The sequence below is a fragment of the Sorangium sp. So ce362 genome, from assembly GCF_051519845.1.
In the GTDB taxonomy this organism is placed as follows: domain Bacteria; phylum Myxococcota_A; class Polyangia; order Polyangiales; family Polyangiaceae; genus Sorangium.
Genome location: NZ_CP150332.1, coordinates 466,148 through 488,064 on the forward strand (window position 1 = coordinate 466,148; position 21,917 = coordinate 488,064).

At 70.3% G+C, this 21,917-nt stretch carries 17 protein-coding genes and 1 pseudogene; 5 read left to right on the top strand and 13 right to left on the bottom strand.

Annotation, left to right across the window (positions count from 1 at the left end):
* Positions 1-30: 30 nt before the first annotated feature.
* Both WMF17_RS01790 and WMF17_RS01795 read right to left on the bottom strand, forming a co-directional pair.
* Complete coding sequence (locus tag WMF17_RS01790; protein ID WP_437647699.1) at positions 31-273, bottom strand: type II toxin-antitoxin system RelE family toxin; 243 nt, start codon at positions 271-273, stop codon at positions 31-33.
* Positions 270-542, bottom strand: coding sequence for a hypothetical protein (locus WMF17_RS01795; protein ID WP_437647701.1), 273 nt, complete (start codon positions 540-542; stop codon positions 270-272). Before WMF17_RS01795 ends, WMF17_RS01790 begins: the two co-directional genes overlap by 4 nt.
* A 652-nt stretch (positions 543-1,194) precedes the next feature.
* On the opposite strand from WMF17_RS01795, the gene WMF17_RS01800 reads away from it, so the two are divergent.
* Together WMF17_RS01800 and WMF17_RS01805 are read left to right on the top strand one after the other, a co-directional pair.
* On the top strand, positions 1,195-1,611 hold the full coding sequence (locus WMF17_RS01800) for a hypothetical protein (protein ID WP_437647703.1): 417 nt from the start codon (positions 1,195-1,197) through the stop codon (positions 1,609-1,611).
* A complete protein-coding gene (locus WMF17_RS01805) occupies positions 1,575-1,814 on the top strand; it encodes a hypothetical protein (RefSeq protein ID WP_437647705.1) in 240 nt (79 codons plus the stop codon). Before WMF17_RS01800 ends, WMF17_RS01805 begins: the two co-directional genes overlap by 37 nt.
* 1,304 nt (positions 1,815-3,118) lie before the next feature.
* On the opposite strand, the gene WMF17_RS01810 is transcribed toward WMF17_RS01805, so the two are convergent.
* From WMF17_RS01810 to WMF17_RS01845, 8 genes and pseudogenes are all read right to left on the bottom strand, one after another.
* Positions 3,119-3,376, bottom strand: a complete 258-nt coding sequence (locus WMF17_RS01810) for a S49 family peptidase (protein ID WP_437647707.1) — start codon at positions 3,374-3,376, stop codon at positions 3,119-3,121.
* A gap of 43 nt (positions 3,377-3,419) precedes the next feature.
* Positions 3,420-3,470: pseudogene (locus WMF17_RS01815) on the bottom strand (hypothetical protein); the annotation flags it as partial.
* A gap of 481 nt (positions 3,471-3,951) precedes the next feature.
* Positions 3,952-4,095, bottom strand: a complete 144-nt coding sequence (locus WMF17_RS01820; protein WP_437647709.1) for a hypothetical protein — start codon at positions 4,093-4,095, stop codon at positions 3,952-3,954.
* A gap of 13 nt (positions 4,096-4,108) precedes the next feature.
* The gene (locus tag WMF17_RS01825) at positions 4,109-6,214 is read right to left on the bottom strand and encodes a recombinase family protein (RefSeq protein ID WP_437647711.1); all 2,106 of its coding nucleotides are present in this window, start codon (positions 6,212-6,214) and stop codon (positions 4,109-4,111) included.
* 415 nt (positions 6,215-6,629) lie between these two features.
* Entirely contained in the window at positions 6,630-6,887 is a 258-nt protein-coding gene (locus tag WMF17_RS01830; protein WP_437647713.1) for a hypothetical protein, read from the bottom strand.
* Entirely contained in the window at positions 6,884-7,699 is an 816-nt protein-coding gene (locus WMF17_RS01835; RefSeq protein WP_437647715.1) for an ExeA family protein, read from the bottom strand. The genes WMF17_RS01830 and WMF17_RS01835 overlap by 4 nt, the downstream gene beginning before the upstream one ends.
* On the bottom strand, positions 7,696-9,045 hold the full coding sequence (locus WMF17_RS01840) for a helix-turn-helix domain-containing protein (protein WP_437647717.1): 1,350 nt from the start codon (positions 9,043-9,045) through the stop codon (positions 7,696-7,698). Before WMF17_RS01840 ends, WMF17_RS01835 begins: the two co-directional genes overlap by 4 nt.
* A gap of 126 nt (positions 9,046-9,171) precedes the next feature.
* On the bottom strand, positions 9,172-9,603 hold the full coding sequence (locus tag WMF17_RS01845; RefSeq protein ID WP_437647719.1) for a hypothetical protein: 432 nt from the start codon (positions 9,601-9,603) through the stop codon (positions 9,172-9,174).
* 1,166 nt (positions 9,604-10,769) lie between these two features.
* Between WMF17_RS01845 and WMF17_RS01850 the strand changes: the two genes are divergently transcribed.
* Positions 10,770-11,417, top strand: a complete 648-nt coding sequence (locus tag WMF17_RS01850) for a hypothetical protein (RefSeq protein WP_437647720.1) — start codon at positions 10,770-10,772, stop codon at positions 11,415-11,417.
* Positions 11,418-11,633: 216 nt separating this feature from the next.
* Here WMF17_RS01850 and WMF17_RS01855 read toward each other — a convergent pair whose 3' ends face one another.
* Positions 11,634-12,734: a LacI family DNA-binding transcriptional regulator gene (locus tag WMF17_RS01855; RefSeq protein ID WP_437647722.1), complete on the bottom strand. Its 1,101-nt coding sequence runs from the start codon at positions 12,732-12,734 to the stop codon at positions 11,634-11,636.
* Positions 12,735-13,114: 380 nt separating this feature from the next.
* Between WMF17_RS01855 and WMF17_RS01860 the strand changes: the two genes are divergently transcribed.
* On the top strand, positions 13,115-14,641 hold the full coding sequence (locus tag WMF17_RS01860) for an L-fucose/L-arabinose isomerase family protein (protein ID WP_437647724.1): 1,527 nt from the start codon (positions 13,115-13,117) through the stop codon (positions 14,639-14,641).
* 184 nt (positions 14,642-14,825) lie between these two features.
* Here the strand turns inward: WMF17_RS01860 and WMF17_RS01865 are convergent, their stop codons facing one another.
* Positions 14,826-15,899 carry a hypothetical protein gene (locus WMF17_RS01865; protein ID WP_437647726.1) on the bottom strand — a complete coding sequence of 358 codons (1,074 nt, stop codon included), beginning with the start codon at positions 15,897-15,899 and terminating at the stop codon, positions 14,826-14,828.
* Between the two features lie 9 nt (positions 15,900-15,908).
* Positions 15,909-17,831, bottom strand: coding sequence for a protein kinase domain-containing protein (locus tag WMF17_RS01870; RefSeq protein WP_437647728.1), 1,923 nt, complete (start codon positions 17,829-17,831; stop codon positions 15,909-15,911).
* Positions 17,832-18,188: 357 nt separating this feature from the next.
* On the opposite strand from WMF17_RS01870, the gene WMF17_RS01875 reads away from it, so the two are divergent.
* A complete protein-coding gene (locus tag WMF17_RS01875; protein ID WP_437647730.1) occupies positions 18,189-21,614 on the top strand; it encodes a DUF2126 domain-containing protein in 3,426 nt (1,141 codons plus the stop codon).
* Positions 21,615-21,917 lie beyond the last annotated feature (303 nt).

Here is a 21,917-nt window from a genome sequence, read left to right on the forward strand (position 1 = left end):
GGGCAGCTCGCCGCTCCCGGCGCACGGACCCTACACCCCGTACACCCACCAGACGCACATCACCCCGTTCCAAGAATCGAGCGTGGCGAGCACGCGGTACCGCCCGACGCGCAGGCGTATGACGCCGGCATGGTCAGCGGGGACCCGACGGACGATCCCCTCGCCGGTCGCGGCGAAGCGCTGCACCGCCGCATCGACCCTGCCGGCGTCGAGCCAGTGGATCTGGTGCAGCGAGGCGATGCCGGATGGGGTCCACTCGACCTCCCAGCTCATCGAGGACGGTGAGCCGGCGCGCGCGCGAGCGCGTAGATCTCGTCGAACTCCGCCACGGCGCCTTCGGCTTCCGCCCGCCGCCGGAGCTCGGCCGTCACGACTTCGCCGGGGATCGTCCGCCCGGCAGCCCCCTCCGCCATCGCCGCGCGCTCGTCCTGGGTGAGCGGCTCGTCATCGACGGGCGCGCGGAGGAACGCCTGCCACACCGGGTCGTTCTCGGGGATGACCGGCTGCCGAGCGGGGGCGGTACTGTCTCGTCGCGGGCTCATGGGCGAGAGGGTACTACGGCACCCTCGTCGGATCGACGGCGTCCGGCATGGAAAATGCCGACCACGGAAGGGAATGCTCGTCCTCAGCCGAGCCGCTCCCAGCGCTTCTGCTCGGCGATCGCCATGTCGGCAGCGCGGACGCCCTCGACGAAGAGCTCCGCGGCCTCGGGGTCGCCGAGGTCCAAGGTCCGTCCGGGCATTGGTCTGGCCCGGGAGGCGCGTCGCGAGAGGCTATACGGCGCCACCGAGCGCCTTGCGGGGCACAACGGTGCTTTTCCAGTACGGTGGTCCCCGGTTGGGAGAGCGTGCTGGAACATCGGTCGGCTCGCCGAGCGCGGAGAGGAAGCGGACGATGTTCCGGGGCTCAGTGACCATGGCGACGAGCTTCATCCGCCCCTTGCAAGCTGGGCACTCGAGGACATCGATCGCAAATGTGCGGCGCAAGAGCTCGGCCCACGGCCGATAGCCGCCACGCTGGCAGCTCGCGGAGCTCCCGTCGTACCTCGACCGCGCGAGCGCCGATGTCGGCAACACCGAGGGCGGCGCCTACCAGATCCGCTACCCGGAGGCCGTCGGCGGGGCCGTCGTCGCCGAGCAGCCGGGGCTCCCCGCGGGCGAGCTGCTCCCGAAGGAGACCTGGCTCGTCGACGTCGTGCGCCGAGAGCTCGCCGAGGGCCGGAACGTCATGGTGTTCTGCTGGCACCTCGAGCTGATGCCGCGGCTCGCGCGCCTGCTGGAGGAAGCGACCGGGGAGAAGGCGCCGATCCTCTGGGCGGACAAGGTGGCGCCGAAGAAGCGCGAGGCGTGGATCGACAAGGAGATCGTGGGGAAGGGCCGGCGGATCCTTGTGGTGAACCCGGTCGCGGTGCAGACGGGTCTGAACAACCTCGTCCACTTCGCGAGCGTCGTCTGGTACGAGAACCCGGCCTGCAACCCGCTGATCCGCAGGCAGGCGATCGGGCGCGTGCGGCGCATCGGGCAGAATCTCCAGGCGCGCGTCTACCCCCGGTCTACAAGGGGACGCTGCAGGAGGTGCTGCACCGGCTGCTCCTGCACAAGGTCGGGGTGAGCGAGGCGGCCGACGGGCTCGACGCGACCGCGGCGCTCCAGGCGGCCGGCGTTGGGGCCGCGGACGAGCTGGCCGGGCGCGACCTCGGACGGCTGCTCTACCAGATGCTCACCCGGGGCGAGCGCGCGGAAGCGCCGGCGGAGAGGCCGGCGCCCACGGCGCGGCGGGAGCGCGCGCCGCGGCAGGTGGGCCTGGGGTGGTGATGCGGAGCGCGCACCGCGGCGATCCGACGCGGACGTCCGCCGTGAGCCGCACGGGCCAGCGGCGAGCCGTCGTCCGTTCGACCGGTTACAGTCCAGGCGGACTGGTCCGGCGATCCGAGGACAAACCTCACCGCTGGCGCCGGCGGCACCCGTCGATCGCTACGCCAGCACGCGGATGCTATGCTCGCGTGAGCTAGATGCTCCTCTTCATCATCTGAGGAGGTGCTCCACCTTCTGGATGACGATCCATGCAGATGTCGCGAACAACAAAACCATGAGGCCGATGCTCACGAAGTTGTTGTTCGAGAACTTCATCTGGATCATCAAATCGTTTTCTTTGTTGTTCTCATCAACCGGAACCGATACATTCTTCTTCGAGCGATGGTTCATACGTTCTTCTTCTCCAAGTAGAAACAACGACTGTCGTTCACTGAACGCGCGCGTGGATGCCCCCGCCTAGGAACTGGAGCACCTGCGCGCGCGGCCGTTTTGTGGCCGCGGCGCCATCACATCAGACCTGCGTGTGCGCGTCAACCAGCCACGCTGGCATTGATGGAATTCCGCTGCCTTAACGTATTATTGTCGACTCCCACCTCCTTTCCGGCGAGCCCTCGCCTGCAGCGTCGTCTGCCTCACAACCCGTCCTCCTGGCGATCGCCATCGCCGGCGGCACCAGTCCTACCGAAAGCACAAAGAGTTCCCCGGAGACGACGAGGCGCTTATCGCCTCGATCTCCCCCGGGTCCTCGTCGCTTCTCCCCGACTGCCTGCTCAAACGTTCCGTTTCTTGAGCAGTGAGCATAGTTTCAGGTGCCACGCCTGAAAGGCGTGCACCGACATTCGGGAGCGCCTGGCCGCCTGCTAGTCAAACCCGCGAAGCCCTCGTGCGTCAAGGAGAACCGCTACATCTTGGGATCTCCGGCCGAACAGGGCCCACATATGGGGTCCCGTCCGTCCGACCCACGTTTCGTAGCGTTCTCTGAGCAGCTCTGAACAAGTGCTACCCAACGGGCGCACAGATTGCTCACGGCTTTCCCCCGATAAAATCGCCTGCCGCCCGGAAAGCTACCCAACAATCCCCCACGCTCCCACCCCTCCTACAGCCGTCGCCCCCCCGAGTCAGTCGAGCTCCGCCGCTTTCCCGCAGTACGCGAGCACCCGCTCCCCCTCGCAGTGGATCGCGAGCGCGACCTCGCCGGCGAGCCCCCCGCAGCCCGACGAGCTCGAGCAGCGTCGGCACCGGCGGCGGGATGTACCGCGACGCCCGCACGATCGTCGGCTCGATAGCCGCCGCCTTCGGCCCGATCATCTGGCGCAGCTCGTGGAGCGCCCGCTCGAACCCGCCGAGCATGTCGACGAGCCCGCGCGCCTGCGCCTCCGCGCGACGACGTCGAGGAATGTCACGTAGATCACGTAGAGGTCGCGTTCCACCACCGCCCGCTCCCCCTCGTCGAGCCGGCGCGACGGGAAGAACAGGTCGGCCCACGCACCATCCTTCACGACGTCGGTCGAAACGCCGAGGCGCTCGAGCAGCGGGCCGAGCGCGCAGCGCGCCGATGACAACGCCGATGCTCCCCGTGATCGTCTGAGGTTGCGCGACGATCGCGTGCGCGGCCACCGCCACGTAGTACCCGCCGCTCGCCGCCACGTTCGACATGCACGCCACGACCGGCTTCACCTCCGCGGCCGGGCGGAGACCCGTCTGCCTCGGGCCAGGCCATGCTGACCCGCCTCCGTTGGCAGGTACGCCACGATGTCCTTGCTGCCCGCACGGAGCCGCGGCGATTTCTGGGACCGACCCCTACCCGTCCCCGCCTCCGCTTGGAGCTGCAGGCCCCGGCGCGGTTTGGGGGTGATGAGCGGCGAGCCGGAGGCGCCGAGCATGGCCGGGCGCCTCCGGCGCGTAGGTAAAAGAAGCCGGATCGCAGCGCGTAGGTAAAAGAAGCCGGATCGCAGCGCGAAGAAGTGTAGCGCAGCAAACCGGAAGGGTGGGGCCGCGAGCGTCGTGATGGCTCGGTCCTGGGCCGAAAGAGCGTGGTCCGGGGCGGCGCCGAGCGCGCTACGGGGCGCATCGGCGTGCCGTGGGCACACGTGTCCGTCCAGGCGTTGGTCTGGCCCGGGAGGCGCGTCGCGAGACGCTATGCGGCGTCACCGGGCGCCTTGCGGCGCAGAACGGTGCTCTTCCAGTACGGCGGCCCTCGGTTGGGAGAGCGTGCTGGGACGTCGGTCGGCTCGCCGAGCGCGGAGAGGAAGCGGGCGATGTTCCTTGGCTCGGTCACCATGGCGACGATGCCTTCATGATGCTCCTCCCTTCCTTGCGGAACCTGATGCGGGCAGCCGCTCCCTTTGCTCATTTCCCCGCGCCATCGCAGCCCGGAGGCGGAGCAGCGTGCCTCGGTCCAGCTCGAACCAACGAGCGCGACCGGCGCCGCCGCCGACGCGGCTGCGGAGCTGGCCCCTCCGCACCCAGCTGCGTGCGGCAGCGACGGTGACGCCGAGCCGAGCGGCAACGCCGCGGATGGAGTACAGGCCGTCCGAGCGCCGGAGGGGGCATGGATGGCGGCGTGCGCGTAGGGCGAGCGGCCGCTGGATTCCGAGGCGCACGCGCGCCTGGCAGACCAAGCTCTTGTTCCAGGCGAGATCGTGGACAGTGCACAAGTGCCGCCGGTTCAAGTCATTGGCAATCTCGGCGTCGCTCTTGCCCTGGGCAACGAGAGCGCGGATCCGCTCGACGACCTCGGGCGACGTGTCCGGGGAGATGCAGCTCCGCGGACGGTCCACCGTGACCTCCGTCACCGCGCCCGTCTTCCAGACCACCTGGATGCGCGTGCTTCGCGTAGGTGTCTCGCTCGGACTCAAGACCACCTCCTTCACGAGCATGCGCAGGAGGTTCTTGCGCTCCGCGTGCGTGGTCGTCGGAGCATCCCACACCCGGGTCAGATCCTTGGTGAGGGCAAGGATCCGATCGCGATCTTCCTCGGAGAGAGCGAGCTTGTGCGCATGCCGAGCTGCTTGGTACTCGTTTTCGAGTCGTTCGAGCTCCCGGAGCTTCTCGTTCCAGTCTCGCTCCAGCGTTCTGGCGACGACGCGGTTGTCGGGGTCAACCGCCTTGTATCGCCGCTCGGCGAGCCTCGCGTCGTACGTGAGCCGCTCGCGGCGCAACGCCCACTGCCGATCGACCTCCTGCGCTTGGCGCTCTGTCTCCCGAGCCACGGCGAGCGCGAGCTCGATCTCGGGGACGTGGACCGACTGGAGGAAGATCGCTGCCACCGCGCGATCGACGGCACGCGCCGACACCGACCAGCACCGACGGTTTGCGCCTGGCCGCACCGTGAGCGAGATGCAGGCGTACGCCGCCGTGGGGCCCCGGTGATACCGTGGCGACATGCGGCGGCCGCATCGGCCACAAATCACGATCCCCTGCAGCAAAGCGGATCCCTCCCGTGCAGGCCCCCGGGAGCCATTCAGCCGATTACCACCGAGCTTGCGCTGGTTGGCCACGAATTCGTCCCAGGTGATGTAGGCCGGGTGATGATCGCGCAGGCAGATCTTCCACTCCGACTCGGGGAGTCGACGAGTGCGGCGCCGGGCCTTGCCTTCGACCAACCCCGGGCGTGTCGCGCGACGCCCATAGACATACGCCCCCGCGTAGGCAGGGTTGTGAAGGATGTCGAGGATGTGGCTGAAGCCCGGAGCGACCCAGCGCACTTGCCCTGTCGCCTTGTCGAATGCGGGCAGCTGGAGCCCATGACGCTCGAAATAGCGAAGCACGCCGTACGCGCTGCCGTCGACGCGGAAGCGTTCGAGCACGAGCCGCACCGCGCGCTGGACCCGCTCATCCGGATCGAGGCGGAAGTGCGAGGTCTCCGCGTCCCATACGAAGCCGGTCGCCGGTGTGATGTGGAGTTCCCCGCGGCGTGCCTTGCTGAGCTTTCCGCCACCGAGGCGAAGGCGCATCCAGTATTGCTCGGCTTCGCTCATGGCCCCCTTGAGCCCCAAGAGGAGGCGATCGTCCGGATCGCCGGGCAAGTACGCGCTTTGCTCATCGACGATGACCACATCGGCCAGGCCGCAGAGATCGAGCAGCCGATGCCAGTCGGCGGACGACCTCGCCAACCGGGACACTTCGAGCGCGAAGAGCGCCCCGACGCGGCCTTCTGCCACATCCTGGGCGAGGCGCTGGAACCCGCTCCGGTCGTGCGTCGTCGTCCCGCTGCGCCCGAGATCGTCGTCCACGATCCGCACTCGCTCGGGCGGCCACCCAAGCTCGATTGCTCGATGGCCCAGAGCGTACTGCCGTACGGTTGACTCGTGGTTATCATGCACCTGCCGCAGCGTGCTCTGCCGGAGGTACACGACCGCCAGCCTCTCGAGGTGGGTCGCCTGGATCTTGTCCCTCATCGCTCCCCTCCGCGTCTGCGTCCTGCTCGCACACGATCTTGTGCACGAGCGAAGCCCACGCGGCGAGCATCTCCCACCGCACGGGCGGATCGAGGCTCGACCATGCCAGCGGGTGCGTCGGAGACAGCGCCGCGCTCGGCGCGCTGGGTCCGGGTGGTTGCGAGCTTGTCGGCGTCGTCATGCCTCACGTCAAGCGCCGCCTCGACCGCCATCGCCAGCCGTTGGAGGCCGGCCACGGCCAGACGCACGTCGCGGCCGTTGATTTGCAACACGACCCACGTGTTACCGAGCAGGCTGTTTGATGGGCGGAAGATCCGGCTCCGTGATGGCCATCGTCGACGTGGATCTGCGCTCACCGCGGTTGCAGCGAGGCGAGGCGCCGGGGCACCTCGGCGGACGCGGAGCGCCGGCGCACTCAGTCGATGTGGATGGGGAGGCGCTCATCGCCGTCGAGGACGGCGCGGTAGCGACCGAGGGCGTCGTCGAGCCGGTCGATGTAGTGGAGCACGACATCGACGGCGTAGGTGCGAGGGCACAGCGGATCAGGATCGTTCGGGTAGCTCGCGGTGAGGGCGTCGCGGGCGAGCGCGAGGGCGACGACGAGGGCGGCGACTGCGCTGCCTTCGACGTCGGCCCGCGGCGTGTCCCCCTCGGCCAGGGGGGCTGGGTTCATCCGGCCTCCTCTGCGTCCAGTTGGAGGATGCGGCTCAGGACATCGCGCTCGACGAGCTTGCGCTTCTTGCGTGCAGCGGCGCGGAGCGCGGCCGTGGCGAGTCGGTCGGTGTCGCGCAGGCTGCCGGCGGCCGCCTCGTGCAACATCGCGATCGCGTCCGAGGTGAAGAGCTCTTTCGTGCAGCCGACTCGGCCGAGACGTACACGCAGATAGTCGGCCGTGTCGTCCGGCGTGAGCGGGTCGATTGTCAATCGGTAGTGGAGGCGCGAATACAGGGAGCGATTGCGCCGCACGCGGAGCCGCTCGCTGAGCTCGGGCAAGCCAAGCAACACGAGCGAAAGCAACGCGCGGCTATCCCAGGCGTAATTGAGGAGTATGTGAAGATGGTCGAGCGTATCCTGATGAAGCAAGTGGGCCTCATCAAGGACGAAGACCGGAAATACGCGCTCCTTCGCGAGGTCCTCGACGTGCGTGCTGACCGCGTAGAAGACGTCTCCCGCGGTGCTGCAGCGAGCGAGACCGAGCGCCAGACAGAGCTGGCGATAGAAGTCCCGGCGTCCAAGCGTCACGTTGGCGCAGTAGGTCAAGCGAAACGTCTGCGGCGAAAGGGCATGACGGAGCGCGCGGAGGAGACACGTCTTGCCGACACCCGGGTCACCGGCGAGGAGCACGCTCTTTCTGGCGTGCACCGCTTCAATGAGCATCTCGAGTATCATCTGCTTGGACGGGGGAAGCCAGAGCTCGCCGTCTTCGACCTCCTTGGAAAAGGGCTCTGCGGTGAAGCTGAAGTAGCCACAAAAGTCCACGGTCATTCCTCCTCGTCATCGCGGGGCTTTCGTCCGAGAGCCTTGTCCAGTAGTGTCTTCGGCGGGTCGAAGGGGACGCGCGCCTCGTGCGTGACATCGAGGTTGCAGGCCGGCCGCGGGCGACGAGCGTTCTTCACCGGATCGACGCGGTGCAGGGCGAAGCGTTTGCCCTCGTGTTCGATCCAGGGCGGCTCGTTCGGCGTGACGAGGCATCGCGACACCGTGACGAGGTGGCCGGCGAGGAAGCCGAGATCGGTCTCCCAGTCCTCGCCATCCATCGAGAGCGTGCTGTCACGCCGGACGCGCCGGCGGGCCTGGGTCGTGAGCGCGTCGCGCAGCTTCCGCTCGTCGAGGTCGTCGGTGACGTGGGGATACTCCTCGTAGACCTGCGCGGGGGACTTGCCGAAGAGCGCCGCGTGCGGGGTGCGGTGGTAGTGCTCGTCGCCCCAGGCGTAGAGCCGGACGTTGAGGTCGTGCAGCGAGCCGAGCGCTCCGGTGAAGTCCAGGCACCTCTGGCGCAACGTCCTCCAGAAGCGCTCCATCTTGCCGCGTGCAGGGGCGTCGTAGGGACGGGCGTGGATCAGGGTGGTGCCGAGTCGCTCACACGCCAGGTGCAAGGTGTGCCCGCGGTAGGTCGAGCCGTTGTCCAGGTAGAGGGCGTCGGGAGCGCCGTGCTTGCGCAGCGCCCGGATGAAGAGCGCCAGCATGTCGACCTCCCGCTCGGCGCTCATCGCCTCGATCGCGAGGATGTACCGGGAGGCGTCGTCGAGCAGCGCGTGGATCCGCACCGGCGCCGGGCTGCCGCCAACGAGGATCGGTGACGCGTGACACACGTCGCCGTGCCACAGAGCGCCGGGGTGCTCGGCCTGCCAGCGCAGCCTCACCTTGCCGCCCGTGCGATCGCGCAGCGCCACGCGATCGAGGCGGTGTTCGGCGTACAGGCGTCGCACCGTGGTGGCGGAGATGGCCTCCTTGTCGATCCGGCCGGACGCGATCAGGGTGTCGAGGATGAGCGAGACCGAGGCGCTCGGGTGCTCTTCTCGAATGTCGAGCAGCATCTGCCGTTGCTCGGGGGTGAGCTCGCGCGCCCGTCCCTTGTCCTTGCGGGGCTTGGGGCGCAAGCCTTCGAGACCTTCGGTCTTGTACGCGTAGTACCAGCGCTCGAGCGTGGGGACCGAGTAGGAGCGCGGAGAATGGGCGCGCGGGGGGCGAAACCGCTGCTTGCTCAGGTCGGCGAGCGCTTCGGCGAGCTCTCCGCGGTCGAGCTCGCGGTGCATGAGCGAGCCGATGATCTCACTGCGATAGAGCGCTACCGCTTCCGCGTGATCCTTCGGCTTGAGGGGGTCTTGCACGTCGTGTCCTTTCCGCGCCGGTGACACCGCACCGGCCGCACAGCCATCCAAGCGCAAAGCGCCCCGCCGACCGAGGATCCAACCGGGTGGGGCCCGAGATGAGCCCGACAAGCAGGCCGCTCGCCATCACGCAGCCCGCGCGGCGCCGGCCATGACGGCGGCCTCGGGGACCTCGGCGGCGGGGGGCGCCATCGCGAGGAGCGTCATCGCGGCCCGCTCGGCCCGCTGCCGCAGTGAAGAAGCGAGGGGACTGGGGCGGACCGACGGAAAGAGGCGCCCCTGGTCGATGGCGAGCAACCAGCGCCGCACGGTCACCCAGCTGTCGGCATCGAAGCTGGCGGACCAGGGGCTGACGCGCCGCCGCACCTCGATGAGCGCTGCACCGGCGGCGCCGACGAGCAGCAGGGCCAGACCGATCGCCGTCGCGGCGAAGTGCCGTCGCGGTGCGACTCCCCGCGGCACGACCGTGATCGTGGCGCCGCAACGGCGGCATCGATAGCGGCGCGCCTCGATCGTGACGAGCCCGCCACGCTCGCCGGCAGCCAGCGGCCCGCGCACCTGCCGGGACCGCGAGCCGTGACCCCACAGCCCCAACCCGCCCCCCAGCGGGCAAGCCGCAGCGCCGCAGCGCGGGCAGCGGGCTGGCCGCGCGCGAGCTACGGTGGGCGGTGAAGCGGCCAGCTTTTGACATCGAGGTCCAAATGGACGATCTGTTGGGGGCTCCGCTCTTTCAAGCGATTCGGAGCACGACGGGAGGAGGCACGCGGCCAAAACGAGCTCCTCCCGTCGCCTATTTTGTGGCCGACGCCGCGCCGATGCTCCGCTCCTGTCGCTGACCTACCCCATGGGTTACGTGGACGGGTGAGGAGTCGTGCTGGTAATTTTTGATGGGTGAACGGAATGCACAACGCCCTCTCTGGCGTGGGAGCCGCAACTCGCTGCCGCTGTCGTTTCAGCACGAGCTAAGCTGAGAATTTTGTTGGTCCCAGCGCAATGCATAGCCGGGGAACGCCCTGACAGCTTGCCGCCCCCGGACAACGCCGCCATCGAGCAGGATCCGCCTCGGCGATGGCGCGCTGCGGTGGGCCGGCCGCCCCGCCATCAACGAGCTGGATCGACAAGCGCACCATCGGCATCAACAACGGTGCTCAGTAACACCACGGGGCCGCTCGATCGGTCCATTCGAGCGGCACGCGGAAAGGTCCGCCATCCGGGTGCTCGACGTCGACGTAGCCCTCGCCCTCGCGGACGCGCACCAGCCGGACCAACGGGAGTGGCCTGCCACGAAGCGGGTGCGCGGGCAGGACGATGGTCACACTGTCGCAGGATGGACCAGCCGTATGAGCAGTCTGCGGGTCGCGTCGCGATGAGCTTCATCCGCCCCTTGCAAGCTGGGCACTCGAGGACATCGATCGCACATGTGCGGCGCAAGCGCTCGGCGCGGTTTGTCGACCGCCCGATAGCCGCCACGCTTGCGTTTCGGAGCGGCGTCATCGTCCGTCTTCGTAGACTCTTCTGGCTTCGCAGGGCGCGGTCCGATGCGCTTGCGCGCCAACGTGGGCGACTCGCCGACGCGAGCACGCCCGTGTACTTGACGGTGTGAAAGCGCGGCGGCGGAACGCTGGCCGCGGCACGGATACTTCCCGGATCGCGTCGCGCTCGGCAACGCGGGCTTCCACCGAGCCCACTGCGGGGGCTGCGGCAATGTGTGCAGCGGGCAGTGCGTGGACGGCGTGTGCACCGACGCCAGCGCCGACCGCGTGCTCATCGCCGGGGTGTCTTTCATCCCGGGCTGGAACGACGACATACGGGCGGAGCTCGCTCGCACCGGCGCGTTCTCGGCGGTGGATGTCTACGACATCGGAGAGGCGACGCCGACCGTGGAAGAGCTTCAAGCCTACGACGCGGTCCTCGTCTATATGTATGGCTTCCCGCATGATGGCGGTGCCCTGGGCGAAAATCTGGTCTCGTACTTCGATGGCGGTGGCAGGGTCGTGGTCGCGAACTGGATCAGCGGCAGCACCATCCTCGGCGAGCGCTGGGGATCCGAAGGCTTTGCACTCCTGGATCCCATCGGGATGCAAACGTTCACGGAGACGGCTCCTCTGGGCATCAACGAGCCCGGGAGCCCTCTGGTCGCCGGCGTGACGTCGCTCAGGGCGGCCAATGCTTCCCTGGGCAGCGGCGGCCCCATCAACGGCGGCGTCGTCGTCGCGACGTGGGGCAGCGGCGTGCCGTTGATCCTACGCGACTTCAAGGACGGCCGCGCGCGCGTGGAGCTCAATATGCTCCCCGTCTCCAGGGCGTCGAGGGACGGCTTCTGGGTCGGTGACGGCGCCGACATCATGAGAAACGCGCTGCTGTTCGAGTAGTCACAAGGCTTGGTACTACGGTCCCCCGTCGTACCATCGCGGTCCCGTCGCACCGTCGCCGGCGCTGATCTGGTGTGGCCCAGCGGGGCGCCCTCCGCCGCCGCGTCGCCCGCGGTGAAAGCTCTCTCCCCTGTTCGAGGAACAGGGCAGTGGAGGAAACGAATTCAGATGTAACAACGCCCTGTCAAGAAAGCATCACTCGTGCCAATTCGTGCTCTATAAGGACTTCTTGTTCTTGTCCTTGTTCTTTCCGGGACCGCCGCTCTTGGATCGCCGAGATGGATCCGGTGAGCGGTCGGCGCTCCGCGCGCGAGCTCGGATCTCGCTGCGCGGCACGTCCGATGTTCGCGCGGTGAGGCGAGGGGGGAGCAGGACCTCTCGCGCGACCTTCCCGCCCGCCAGCATTTCAAGGAGCAGCCGGACCGCTTCGCGTCCTATCGCGCCGACGTCCTGATCGACGGTCGCGACGGGATAGCGCAAGAGATCGGCCATCAGGATGTCATCGAATCCGACGACGTCGATCTCGTCGGGAACGGAGAGGCCGGCGGCGCGGATGGCCCGCAGGGTCCCGACAGTGGTGCAGAAATTTGCTGCGTAGACGGCCAGAGGTCCACGCAGCCGCTGGAGAAGCTCGACCATGCGCGTCTCGGCCTCTTCCGGGGTGGCCTCCTTCAACTCCTCGATGGCCGCCGCCTCGACGCCGCTCCGCGTCAACTCCGCCCGGAACCCGTCGAGACGATGTCGGTAGGTGGGGATGTCGAGCGGGCCGCCGATGTAGACGAGCGACCGATCCTTGTGCCTGAGAAGGTGGCGGAGCGCCAGCACCGAGCCGGCGGCGTGATCGGTGCGCACGCACGCGACGTCGAGGTCCGGGACCGCCCGGTCGATCTGCACAAAGGGAAGTCCCTGCTTGTGCGCCGCGATGAGATCGCAATCCCCTCCGGAAACCGGGGACACGATGAGCCCATCCACCCGGGACTCGTGCACGAGCTGCAACGCGCGACGCTGGCGCCCTGCGTTGCCGGCCAGGTGGCTCACCACGAGGGCGTAGCCGTGGAGCTCGGCCTCGCGCTCGGCGCCGACGGCTATCCCGGCCCAGATCGGGTTCGACAGGTCTTCGACGGCGAGGGAGATCGCGTACGATTTTTGCTCCCGGAACGCCTGGGCCATGGCGTTGGTCCGATAACCCAGCTTCTGGGCCAGCGTCCAGACCCGCTCCACCGTGGCGGCGCTGATGCGAAATTTCGCATGCTTGCCCGTCAGCACGTGAGACACCGTGGTCTGGGACAACCCCAGGCGTTCGGCGATGTCCTTCATACGGATCGGACGCAGACCGGGCACGTGCGGGGGGTCGGGGTCGGGGGGATCGTTCAAGCGCGCGCTCCGTTTAGCTAATTCGGATTAGCTGTTGACGCTAGCACGGGCATGCATAGTATTGAAGCGGAATACGCGGTCGGTGTTTGCGGTCCCCCGCGCGCGCGGGAGCCATGAGCGCTGGTCGGGTCCGACGCGCGACTGGACGCCGGTTGGCGCTGTCCGCCTCGGTCCGCGCAGACCTGACGAGCCCAGTGGGACTCGTGGCAAGGGGGCGCCCACAGCGTAAGTGGACGCCGATGCGACAACAACCGTGACGCTGATTGGCGGGCTGGAGCGGCAAGACCATCCTGGCTCAAGCCCGCCTGCTCCAGGAGACAGCGATGACACAGAGCGAGCCGGTGATCTTGGGCTTCATGGGCAACCGGGGCTTCTTTCCGACGGAGTTTGCGGAGGACGGAGCGAAGGCCACCCAGTCGGCTGTGGGCCATGTGCTCGGCGGGCGCGTGCGCTACGTCGAGCTCGGCAACGTCGAGACCTACGCCGACGCGCGCGCGGCCGCGGGCGTCGCCCAGCAGTACCGCCGCACCCCCGACGGCGGCGGGGCCATTGGCGTCATCTGCTCGATGTACAATTTCTCCGATGAAAACGGGATTCGTGACTTTCTGCGGCTGGCCGACCTCGATGTGCCGGTGCTGCTGCACACAGAGCCTGACGTGCGCGGTCTGGGACGCATGGGACAGAAGGGCCGGCGGGACGGGGCGTGCGGGCGCTTCTCGGCCGCCAACGCGCTCCGCCACATCGGCTACCCGTACACCCTCACGTCCAAGCATTGCGAAGCCGTCAGCTCGGCAGCCTTCGCGGACGATCTCCACGCCTTCTACGCGAGCTGCGTTCTGGCATCGAAGTTCCGTCGCCGGGGCCGCGGCGTGCGCCTCGGGCTGGTGGGCTCGGGGCCCGACGCGTTCCAGACGGTCACAAACGTCTCCACCGAGCTGCTGGGGCACATGGGCCTGAGCACGGTCGGCCTGGAGTTGATCGCGCTCGATCGACAGATGCGCAAGGTCTCGCCGCGCGAGCTATCCACTCAGCTGGAAGCGGTCTCCGGCTACATGGCAGCGGCTGACGTTCCGCGCGCCTCGCTGGAGGCGATCGCCCGGATGGGCGTCGTCTTCGATCGCTTCGTGAAAGAGAACGACCTCGACGGCATCGCGGTGCGCTGCTGGACGGAGATGCAGAAGTACCAGATCGGCGGAGAGGTGGGCGTGATGCCCTGCACCTGCATGAGCATGCTCTCGGACAAGCTCATTCCCGCCGCCTGCGAGACCGACATCGCGGGCTGGATGGGGATGTACATGCTCCAGTGCGCTTCCGGGCTCGTGCCGCTGCTCGGCGACTGGAACAACATGTACGATGACGAGCGCGAGGAGGTGGATCTCTTCCACTGCGGCGTCTGGGCCAAGAGCGTGATGCGCCCCGGCGCCCGCATCACCCGCCAGGAGATCCTGGCCACCCAGGCCGACATCGGCGCGGAGAACACCTGGGGCGCGGTCGACGGCGAGCTCAAGGCGGGCACCTGCGCTTTTCTGAGACCTTGCACCAACGCGCGCGAAGGCAGCGTGTTCCTCTACGGCGGGGTGGGCCGGGTCAGCGAGGAAGGCATCGACACGTTCGGCACGCGCGGCCGCATCCAGATCCCGCGCATTCAGGAGCTCTTTCGCTATTTGACGCAGCCCGAGCGGGCGGTGGAGCACCACACCGCCCTCGTGGTCGGGACCCACAAGAACATCGAGCTGACGATGAAAGCGATTCGAGACGCGGTGCCCTACATCAATGCCCAAGCGGGCCTCAGCCGCAGCGGCCAGGCGCTGGTTGATTTTTACGAGCACAGCCAGGTGGGCGAGCTCTGAGGCCGGAGCTCAGGTCGCCTGCGTGCGCGCGCGGATTCGCTCCCGACCGCCGACGGTCACGCTCCACGGCAGCGGGCGCGGACTGGCGCAGCCACGACGGCGCACGATCGCGGACCACCGCAGGCCGGTCCTCGTCGAGGCAAGGAGGTCGGCGACCTCGACGAGAAACGTGCCCAGGTCGCGCCTAGAACGCCCCCAGCACGCCGACCCCGCCCCCATCCGGGCCGATGAGCGGCACCACGCGCGCCTGCACGCGCCCCGGCCGCGCCCCGGCCGCGCTCGCGCCCTCCGTTCCCGACCGGCCCGACGTCAGCACCAGGATCACCCCCGCGCCGATCGCGGCGACGCCCACGCCGATGCCGATCGTCGACACGAGCGCCTTGGTCTCCGCCGCGTCGATCTCCGCGCGACCCAGAGGAGAGCACTGCTTGCCCGGACAGAGCGCCGCGTCCTTCTCCGCGTCGCCAGCCTGCCCCGCGGCGAGGATCCCGAACACGGCACCGACGCCGAGCACCGCCGCGCCGGCGCCCCCGATCACGAAGCCCGCGGTGCGCAGTCCTCCTCCGCCGCCGCCGCCGGCGCTGCCGGCGTCGCCGCCCGCCGCCGGCCCCCGCGGCGCGGTGGTCGTCTTCGCGGGGGGCGCGGGCTGGAGCTTCGGGACGGCGATCGCCTTCAGATCGGCGCTCTCGCCGACCTGCACGGTCGTCGACCACACCGAGTAGCCGCTCGCGGTCGCCTCGACCTGGTGCGACCCAGGATCGATCGGGATCGGCGTGCCGAGCGCGGCCGCGGGGATGTCGTACCCGTCGATGCGGACCAGCAGGCCCGGCGTGCCCTCCGCGACGAGCTGGATCTTCGAGAGCCTCGGCTCCAGCGCGTCGATGTGCTCCTGCGCGAACGCCTCGCGCGCGGCGTTGCCCTCCTTCTTCGAGGCGAAGAGCGCCTCCTTGAACTGCCCCCACGCCGTCGCCGTCCTGCCGAGCCCCTCGTTGCACAGCGCCAGGTTGAGCAGCGTGCCCGTGCCGGGCCGCAGCCGCTGGCTCTCCGCCAGCTTGGGACACGCCTCGGCGTACGACTTCGCCTCCATCAGGCGGCGCCCCTCCTCGAACAGCGTCTGGGCCAGCGTCGGATCGCCGCCCATGCCCTGCGCCGCAGCGCCCGCGGGCGCGAGCAGGGCGGCCGAGGCGAGGACGACCGAGGCGAGGACGAGTCGAGCGCGACGGATCGCGCGGGGCGCATGCAATCTCGAGAAGATCATGGGGGTGGCTCAGTGCGGGTCGTTCAGGTCGATGCCCTGGGGAGGACGCTGGGTCGCTGGAGGTGGCACGGAGCGGCCAGCCGGCCCGCTGCGCCCCGCCGGCGCCCGCGGAGGCGCCGCCCTCGTCGGCACCGACGCCGGCGAGGCTGACGCCGAGGCGCTCGCCGCCGCCGAGGCGCTCGCCGCCGCCGAGGCGCTCGCCGCCGCCGAGGCGCTCGCCGCGGCAGTGTCCGTCGCCACCCCCGTCGGCAGGATCGTCGGCCCGTCCGGCGTCGCCGCCCCGGGGTCGGACGCCGGCCGCTCCGGGGTCGGCGCAGGCGCGGCGGTCTCCGTCGCGCTCGCGGTCGTCGCCTGCGCCGCCGCCGCGCCGCCCGCGTCGTCCGCGCCGCCCCGGCGCAGCATGAACACGCTGACCGCGAGCACCCCGAGGACGAGCGCCGCCGAGAGCAGCGTGATCGCGATGATCACGGCAGGGGAGGCCGGCAACCCGGGGATCCGGCGCCCGTCCGACGAGATCCCCAGGTGGGTCGACGAGGCGAAGGTCGCGGCGGCGCGCGAGCTCATCGGCGCGCTGTACGGACCGGGGACGATCTGCTGATGCGGCGCGGGACCTTCGGGCGGCACCGGGCTGAGCCTGCCGCCATCGCCGGGCGGCGCGCCCGGGGGGCCGAAGGCCGGCGACGACGGCCGGGCAAACGGCGAGGACGGGTGCGGGAACGGCGTCGTCGCGGAGGCGACCGGCGATGGCGAGAACGGCGACGGCGGGTGGGGGTAGGGGGTCGCCGCAAAGGCGACCGGCGACGGCTGCGAGAACGGCGCCGCCGCGTCGGGGAGCGGCGTCCCGGGGCGCTGCGGCGGCGCTGCGGCGGCCTGACCGGCCGCCGCAGGCGACGAGAGCCCCGGCCACGACGGCTCGCGGAGCGCCGGCGCCGAGGCCCGCGCGTCCACGACCGAGAACGAGGGCTGCGACGCGCGGTGCCCGCCGGCGGCCGCGGCGTGCAGCGACAGGCCGCCCATGCGCGCGATCCGGACGAGCGTCGGGTACGTGCGCGCGGGCGCGAACGGGGCGAGCGCCACGACGAGCTCGGCGACCGACGCGTACCGTTGATCGCGCTCGCGGGCATAGGCCCTCTCCAGCACGGTCGCGAGCGGGGCGGGCACGTCGGGGCGCATGTCCCGGAGCGGCGTCGGCGTGCCGGTCAGCACCTCCGCGCAGAGCTGCGGCAGCGTCTCGGCGTGGTACGGCTGCCGGCCGGCGAGCAGCTCGTAGAGCGAGACGCCGAGCGCATAGATGTCGGTCCGGTGGTCCACCGAGCGCGTCTGCCGCATCTGCTCCGGCGACATGTACAGCGCCGAGCCCAGCGCCGCGTCCGTGCCCGTCAGGATGTCGACGGCGCCGGTCGCCATCTTCGAGATGCCGAAGTCGAGCACCTTGACGAGCGGCGAGCCGTCGATCCGCGTCGTCAAAAACAGGTTCGCCGGCTTGAGATCGCGGTGCACGATGCCGAGCCCGTGGGCCTCGGCGATCGCCTCGCTGCCCTGGACGATGTAGTCGACAGCGTCCTCCAGGCCGAGCACGCCCTGGTCCTGGAGCAGGCGCGCGAGATCGCTCCCGGTCAGGAACTCCATGACCATGTACGGGGCGCCGTTCTCGAGCGTGCCGACGTCCGAAACACGGGCGACATGCTCGCTCTTGATCTTCATGCCCGCCTTCGCCTCGCGCAGGAAGCGGCCCGCCCCCTCCGGGTGCCGGCTGAGCTGGGGCAGCAGGAACTTCAGCGCGACCCGCTCGTCGAGCACGATGTGCCGCGCCTCGACGACCACCCCCATGCCGCCCTGGCCGATGATCCGCTCCACGCGGTACTTGCCGGCGAGCACGGTCCCCGGCTCGACCGGGGCCAGCGAGGGCTGTTTCGTCTCGGAACCCGACACAGCGGGCGATGATCACCGCTTCGCCCTCGGACGGCAAGCGCGCGGCGCCGGTGGTGGGTCGCGGCGTCGCACGGCCGGCAGAACAACGCGAAAGATGCAGCAACGCGCGCCGCCGCGCGGCCGCTCCGCGCACGATCACGCCGCCGCTCGTCGCGCCGCCTCCGCACGCGCGCGCCGCCTCCGGATACCCGCGTCGCCGCGCCCGCCACACGCCGGCGTCTTCGCGCCGCTACACCGCCGCATTCTCGCTGAATCCTTCAGGAAACGAACGCGCCGTGCGTCCAGAACACGTCGCGGAGAGCGAGACGGAACGGGGGCAACTCTGTTTGGATAGGGCCACCCCCGGAGAGAACCACCGTGCGCCTGCTCATCCAGCACCGGACCCGTTACACCTATCCCAGTCCCGCCTCGCTCGGCCCGCACCTCATCCGGTTGCGGCCCGCGACGCATGCGAAGGCGAAGATCGAGTCGTACAGCCTGAAGCTCGACCCGCACATCGCGGCGCACTGGCAGCAGGACCCGTACGGCAACCATGTTGCCCGGGTGCTCCTGCCCGCGGGGGAGCGCGCCCCGCACCTCGACATCCTCGTCGAGCTCGCGGTCAGCGTGCGCCCCGTCAACCCGTTCGACTTCTTCGTCGATGAGCGCGCGGAGCAGGTCCCGTTCGCGTATCCGGCCGAGCTCAAGCAGGACCTCGCCCCCTTCCTCGACAGCGCCGATCCGTCGATCGCGCGCGGCCCGCTGCTCGACGAGTTCCTCGCCGGGCTGCCGTCGCAGGGCCACACCGTGACGCTCCTCGTCGCGCTGAACACCGCCGTGAACCGGCGCATCAAGTACGTCATCCGCGAGGAGGCCGGCATCTGGACGCCGGAGGAGACGCTCGCGCAAGGGCGCGGCAGCTGCCGCGACTCGGCGACGCTGCTCATCGCCGCCCTCAGGTCCCGCGGGCTCGCCGCGCGCTTCGTGAGCGGCTACCTCGTGCAGCTGACCGACGAGGGGATGATCCCCGACCAGCCGCGCGGCGTCAGCCGCGACGTCGTCGACCTGCACGCGTGGGCCGAGGTCTTCCTGCCCGGCGCGGGCTGGATCGGCCTCGACGCGACGAGCGGCCTGCTCTGCGGCGAAGGCCACATCCCGCTCGCCTGCACCGCCTCGCCCGCGCTCGCGTCGCCGGTCGAGGGCACGAGCGACACGCGCGCGAGCGACGTGACCTTCGAGATGAAGGTCGGGCGCCTCGGCCACGAGCCGCGGCCCACGACGCCCTACGAGGAGCCCGTGTGGCAGGAGCTCCTCTCGGTGGCGGATCGCGCCGACGAGCGGCTCGCCGCCGCGGGGCTGACCCTGACCATGGGCGGCGAGCCGACCTTCAACTCGCGCGAGTACCCGGACGCGCCGGAGTGGCGCGAGGGCGCGCTCGGCGCGACGAAATGGTCGCAGGGGCTCCGGCTCGCGCACGAGCTACGGCGCCGGATCACGCCGGGCGGCGTCCTGCTGCTGCGCGCCGGCAAGCACTACCCCGGCGAGAGCCTGCCCCGCTGGGCCCTCGAGATCGTCGGCCGGCGCGACGGCGTCCCGCTCTGGACCGAGATGTCCGGGGCGCGCCACGCGGACCCCGCGGTCGCGCCGAGCCGCTCGTCGCGCGGGAAGAACGTCGCGCTCTCGCGGAAGTTCGCCGAGGCGCTCGCGACGCGGCTCGGGCTGACCGAGTTCCTGCTGCCCGCCTACGAGGACCCCTGGCGCCACCTCCAGGACGAGGCGAGCTTGCCCACCGAGGTCGACCCGCTCAAGGCGAACCTCGACGACCCGGAGGAGCGGCGGCGCCTCGCGCGGGTGCTCGATCGGGGGCTCGGCAGCGAGGCCGGCTTCGTCCTGCCCCTCACGCGCCAGTGGGGGGCGTGGATCAGCGAGCGCTGGGGCTTCCGGCGCGGGAACCTCTTCCTGATCCCGGGCGACAGCGCCCTCGGCCTGCGCCTGCCGCTCCGCTCGCTCGTCGCGGTGGCCCCGCCGCCGCCCCTCGAGGAGCTCGTGTCGCCGCCCGATCCGCGGCGCGGCGAGCCCGAGGCCGACGAGGAGGAAGCGAAGCAGCGCCGCGTCGAGCGGCTGCACGACGACGGCGAGCCGGAGCACGCCGAGACGGCGCGCGCGCGGGCGGCGCAGCGGCACGCCCACGAGGGCAAGCGCGCGGCGCAGGCCCAGCGCGCGGCGCCGGCCGCGGGGCGATCGGGCTACGGGGTGCGCACGGCGCTCTGCGTCGAGACGCGCGACGGCGCGGTCCACGTCTTCCTGCCGCCGCTCCTCGCGCCGGCCGACTTCTTCGAGCTCATCGCGGCGATCGACGCGACCCGCCAGGAGACGGGCATCGACGTGCTGCTCGAGGGGTACCCGCCGCCGCCCGGCGCGGACGTGCTCCGCTTCTCGGTGACGCCGGACCCGGGCGTGCTCGAGGTGAACCTGCCGCCGACCGACGGGGTGCGCAAATACGCGTCGCTCCTGGAGACGGTGTTCGACGCGTCGCTCCACAGCGGCCTGCACTGCGAGAAGTACCTCGTCGACGGGCGCATGGCGGGCAGCGGGGGCGGCCACCACCTCACGTTCGGCGGCCCGACGCCGCGCTCGAGCCCCTTCCTGCGCCGGCCGGATCTGCTGGCGAGCCTGCTCACCTTCAACCAGCACCACCCGTCGCTCTCGTACATGTTCGCCGGCCTGTTCGTCGGCCCGACGTCGCAGGCGCCGCGCGTGGACGAGGCGCGGCACGAGAACCTCTACGAGCTGGAGATCGCGCTCGCGCGCGCGTTCGAGCGGCGCGAGGACGAGCCGCCGTGGCTCTCGGACCTCCTGTTCCGCCACCTGCTCGTGGACATGACGGGCAACACGCACCGCGCCGAGGTGAGCATCGACAAGCTGTTCGACCCGCAGACGGCGCACGGCCGGCAGGGGCTCATCGAGCTGCGCGCGTTCGAGATGCCGCCGCACTTCCGGATGGCGGTCGCGCAGTCGCTGCTCGTCCGCACGCTCTTGGCCTCGTTCGCCGAGGAGCCGTACACGGGCCCGCTCGTGCGCTGGGGCCAGGCGCTGCACGACCGCTTCCTCCTGCCGTACTACCTGTGGCGCGACTTCGAGGACGTGCTCGATCACCTGAAGGGGCGCGGGCTCGCGCTGCCCGCGGACGCGTACCGCCCGTTCATCGAGCTGCGCTGCCCGGTGGTGGGCACGCTGCACGCCGGCGACGTGATGCTGGAGGTGCGCAACGCGATCGAGCCGTGGAACGTGCTCGGCGAGGAGCTGACCACGACGGGCACGTCGCGCTACGTGGACTCGTCGATGGAGCGCATCGAGGTGCGGGTGCAGGGGCTCACGCCGGAGCGCCACACGGTGCTCGTGAACGGCCACGTGCTGCCGCTCCGGCCGACGGGGACGGCGGGCGAGCTCGTGGGCGGCGTGCGGTTCCGCGCCTGGGCGCCGCCGCACAGCCTGCACGCGCACCTCGGCATCCACCACCCGGTCCACCTCGACCTCCTCGACACGTGGGCCAAGCGCTCGATCGGCGCGTGCGCCTACCACGTGTGGCACCCGGAGGGCCGCGCCTACGACGCGGCGCCGCTCACGCGGTTCGAGGCGTCGGCGCGGCGCGCGCAGCGGTTCACGATCGAGGGGCCGACGCCCTGGCCGGTGACGGGGAAGCCGGCGTCCCCCCACGCCGACGCGCCGTACACGCTGGATCTGCGGCGCTACCCGGTGGATCGGCCGCCGCCGAAGCCGCCGAAGCCCGAAGACGAGGGGTGACCGAGGTGGGAGACCTGGTGGGCGCCGAGGTCAGGGCGGCCCGGGCGGGCGCCGCGAGCGCGCGCATGTCCCCGAGCCAGGCGAGGCGGCTGGCCGCCGGGTCATCGTCGTCGCTGTAGCCGGCGATCAGGGGAATGGACGACAGCGAGAGAACGAGCGCGGGTCGCCGGAAGAATCTTATGGCCGCTCGTGCGGCCGGGTAGGGGGAGCTCCGATCCAGAGTGCAGGCTGCGACCGATGGTCGGGCTGGCCTGCCGTTCCTATTGCCATGTACCGCCGGGAGCGCGAGCGGCCTCCCACCAC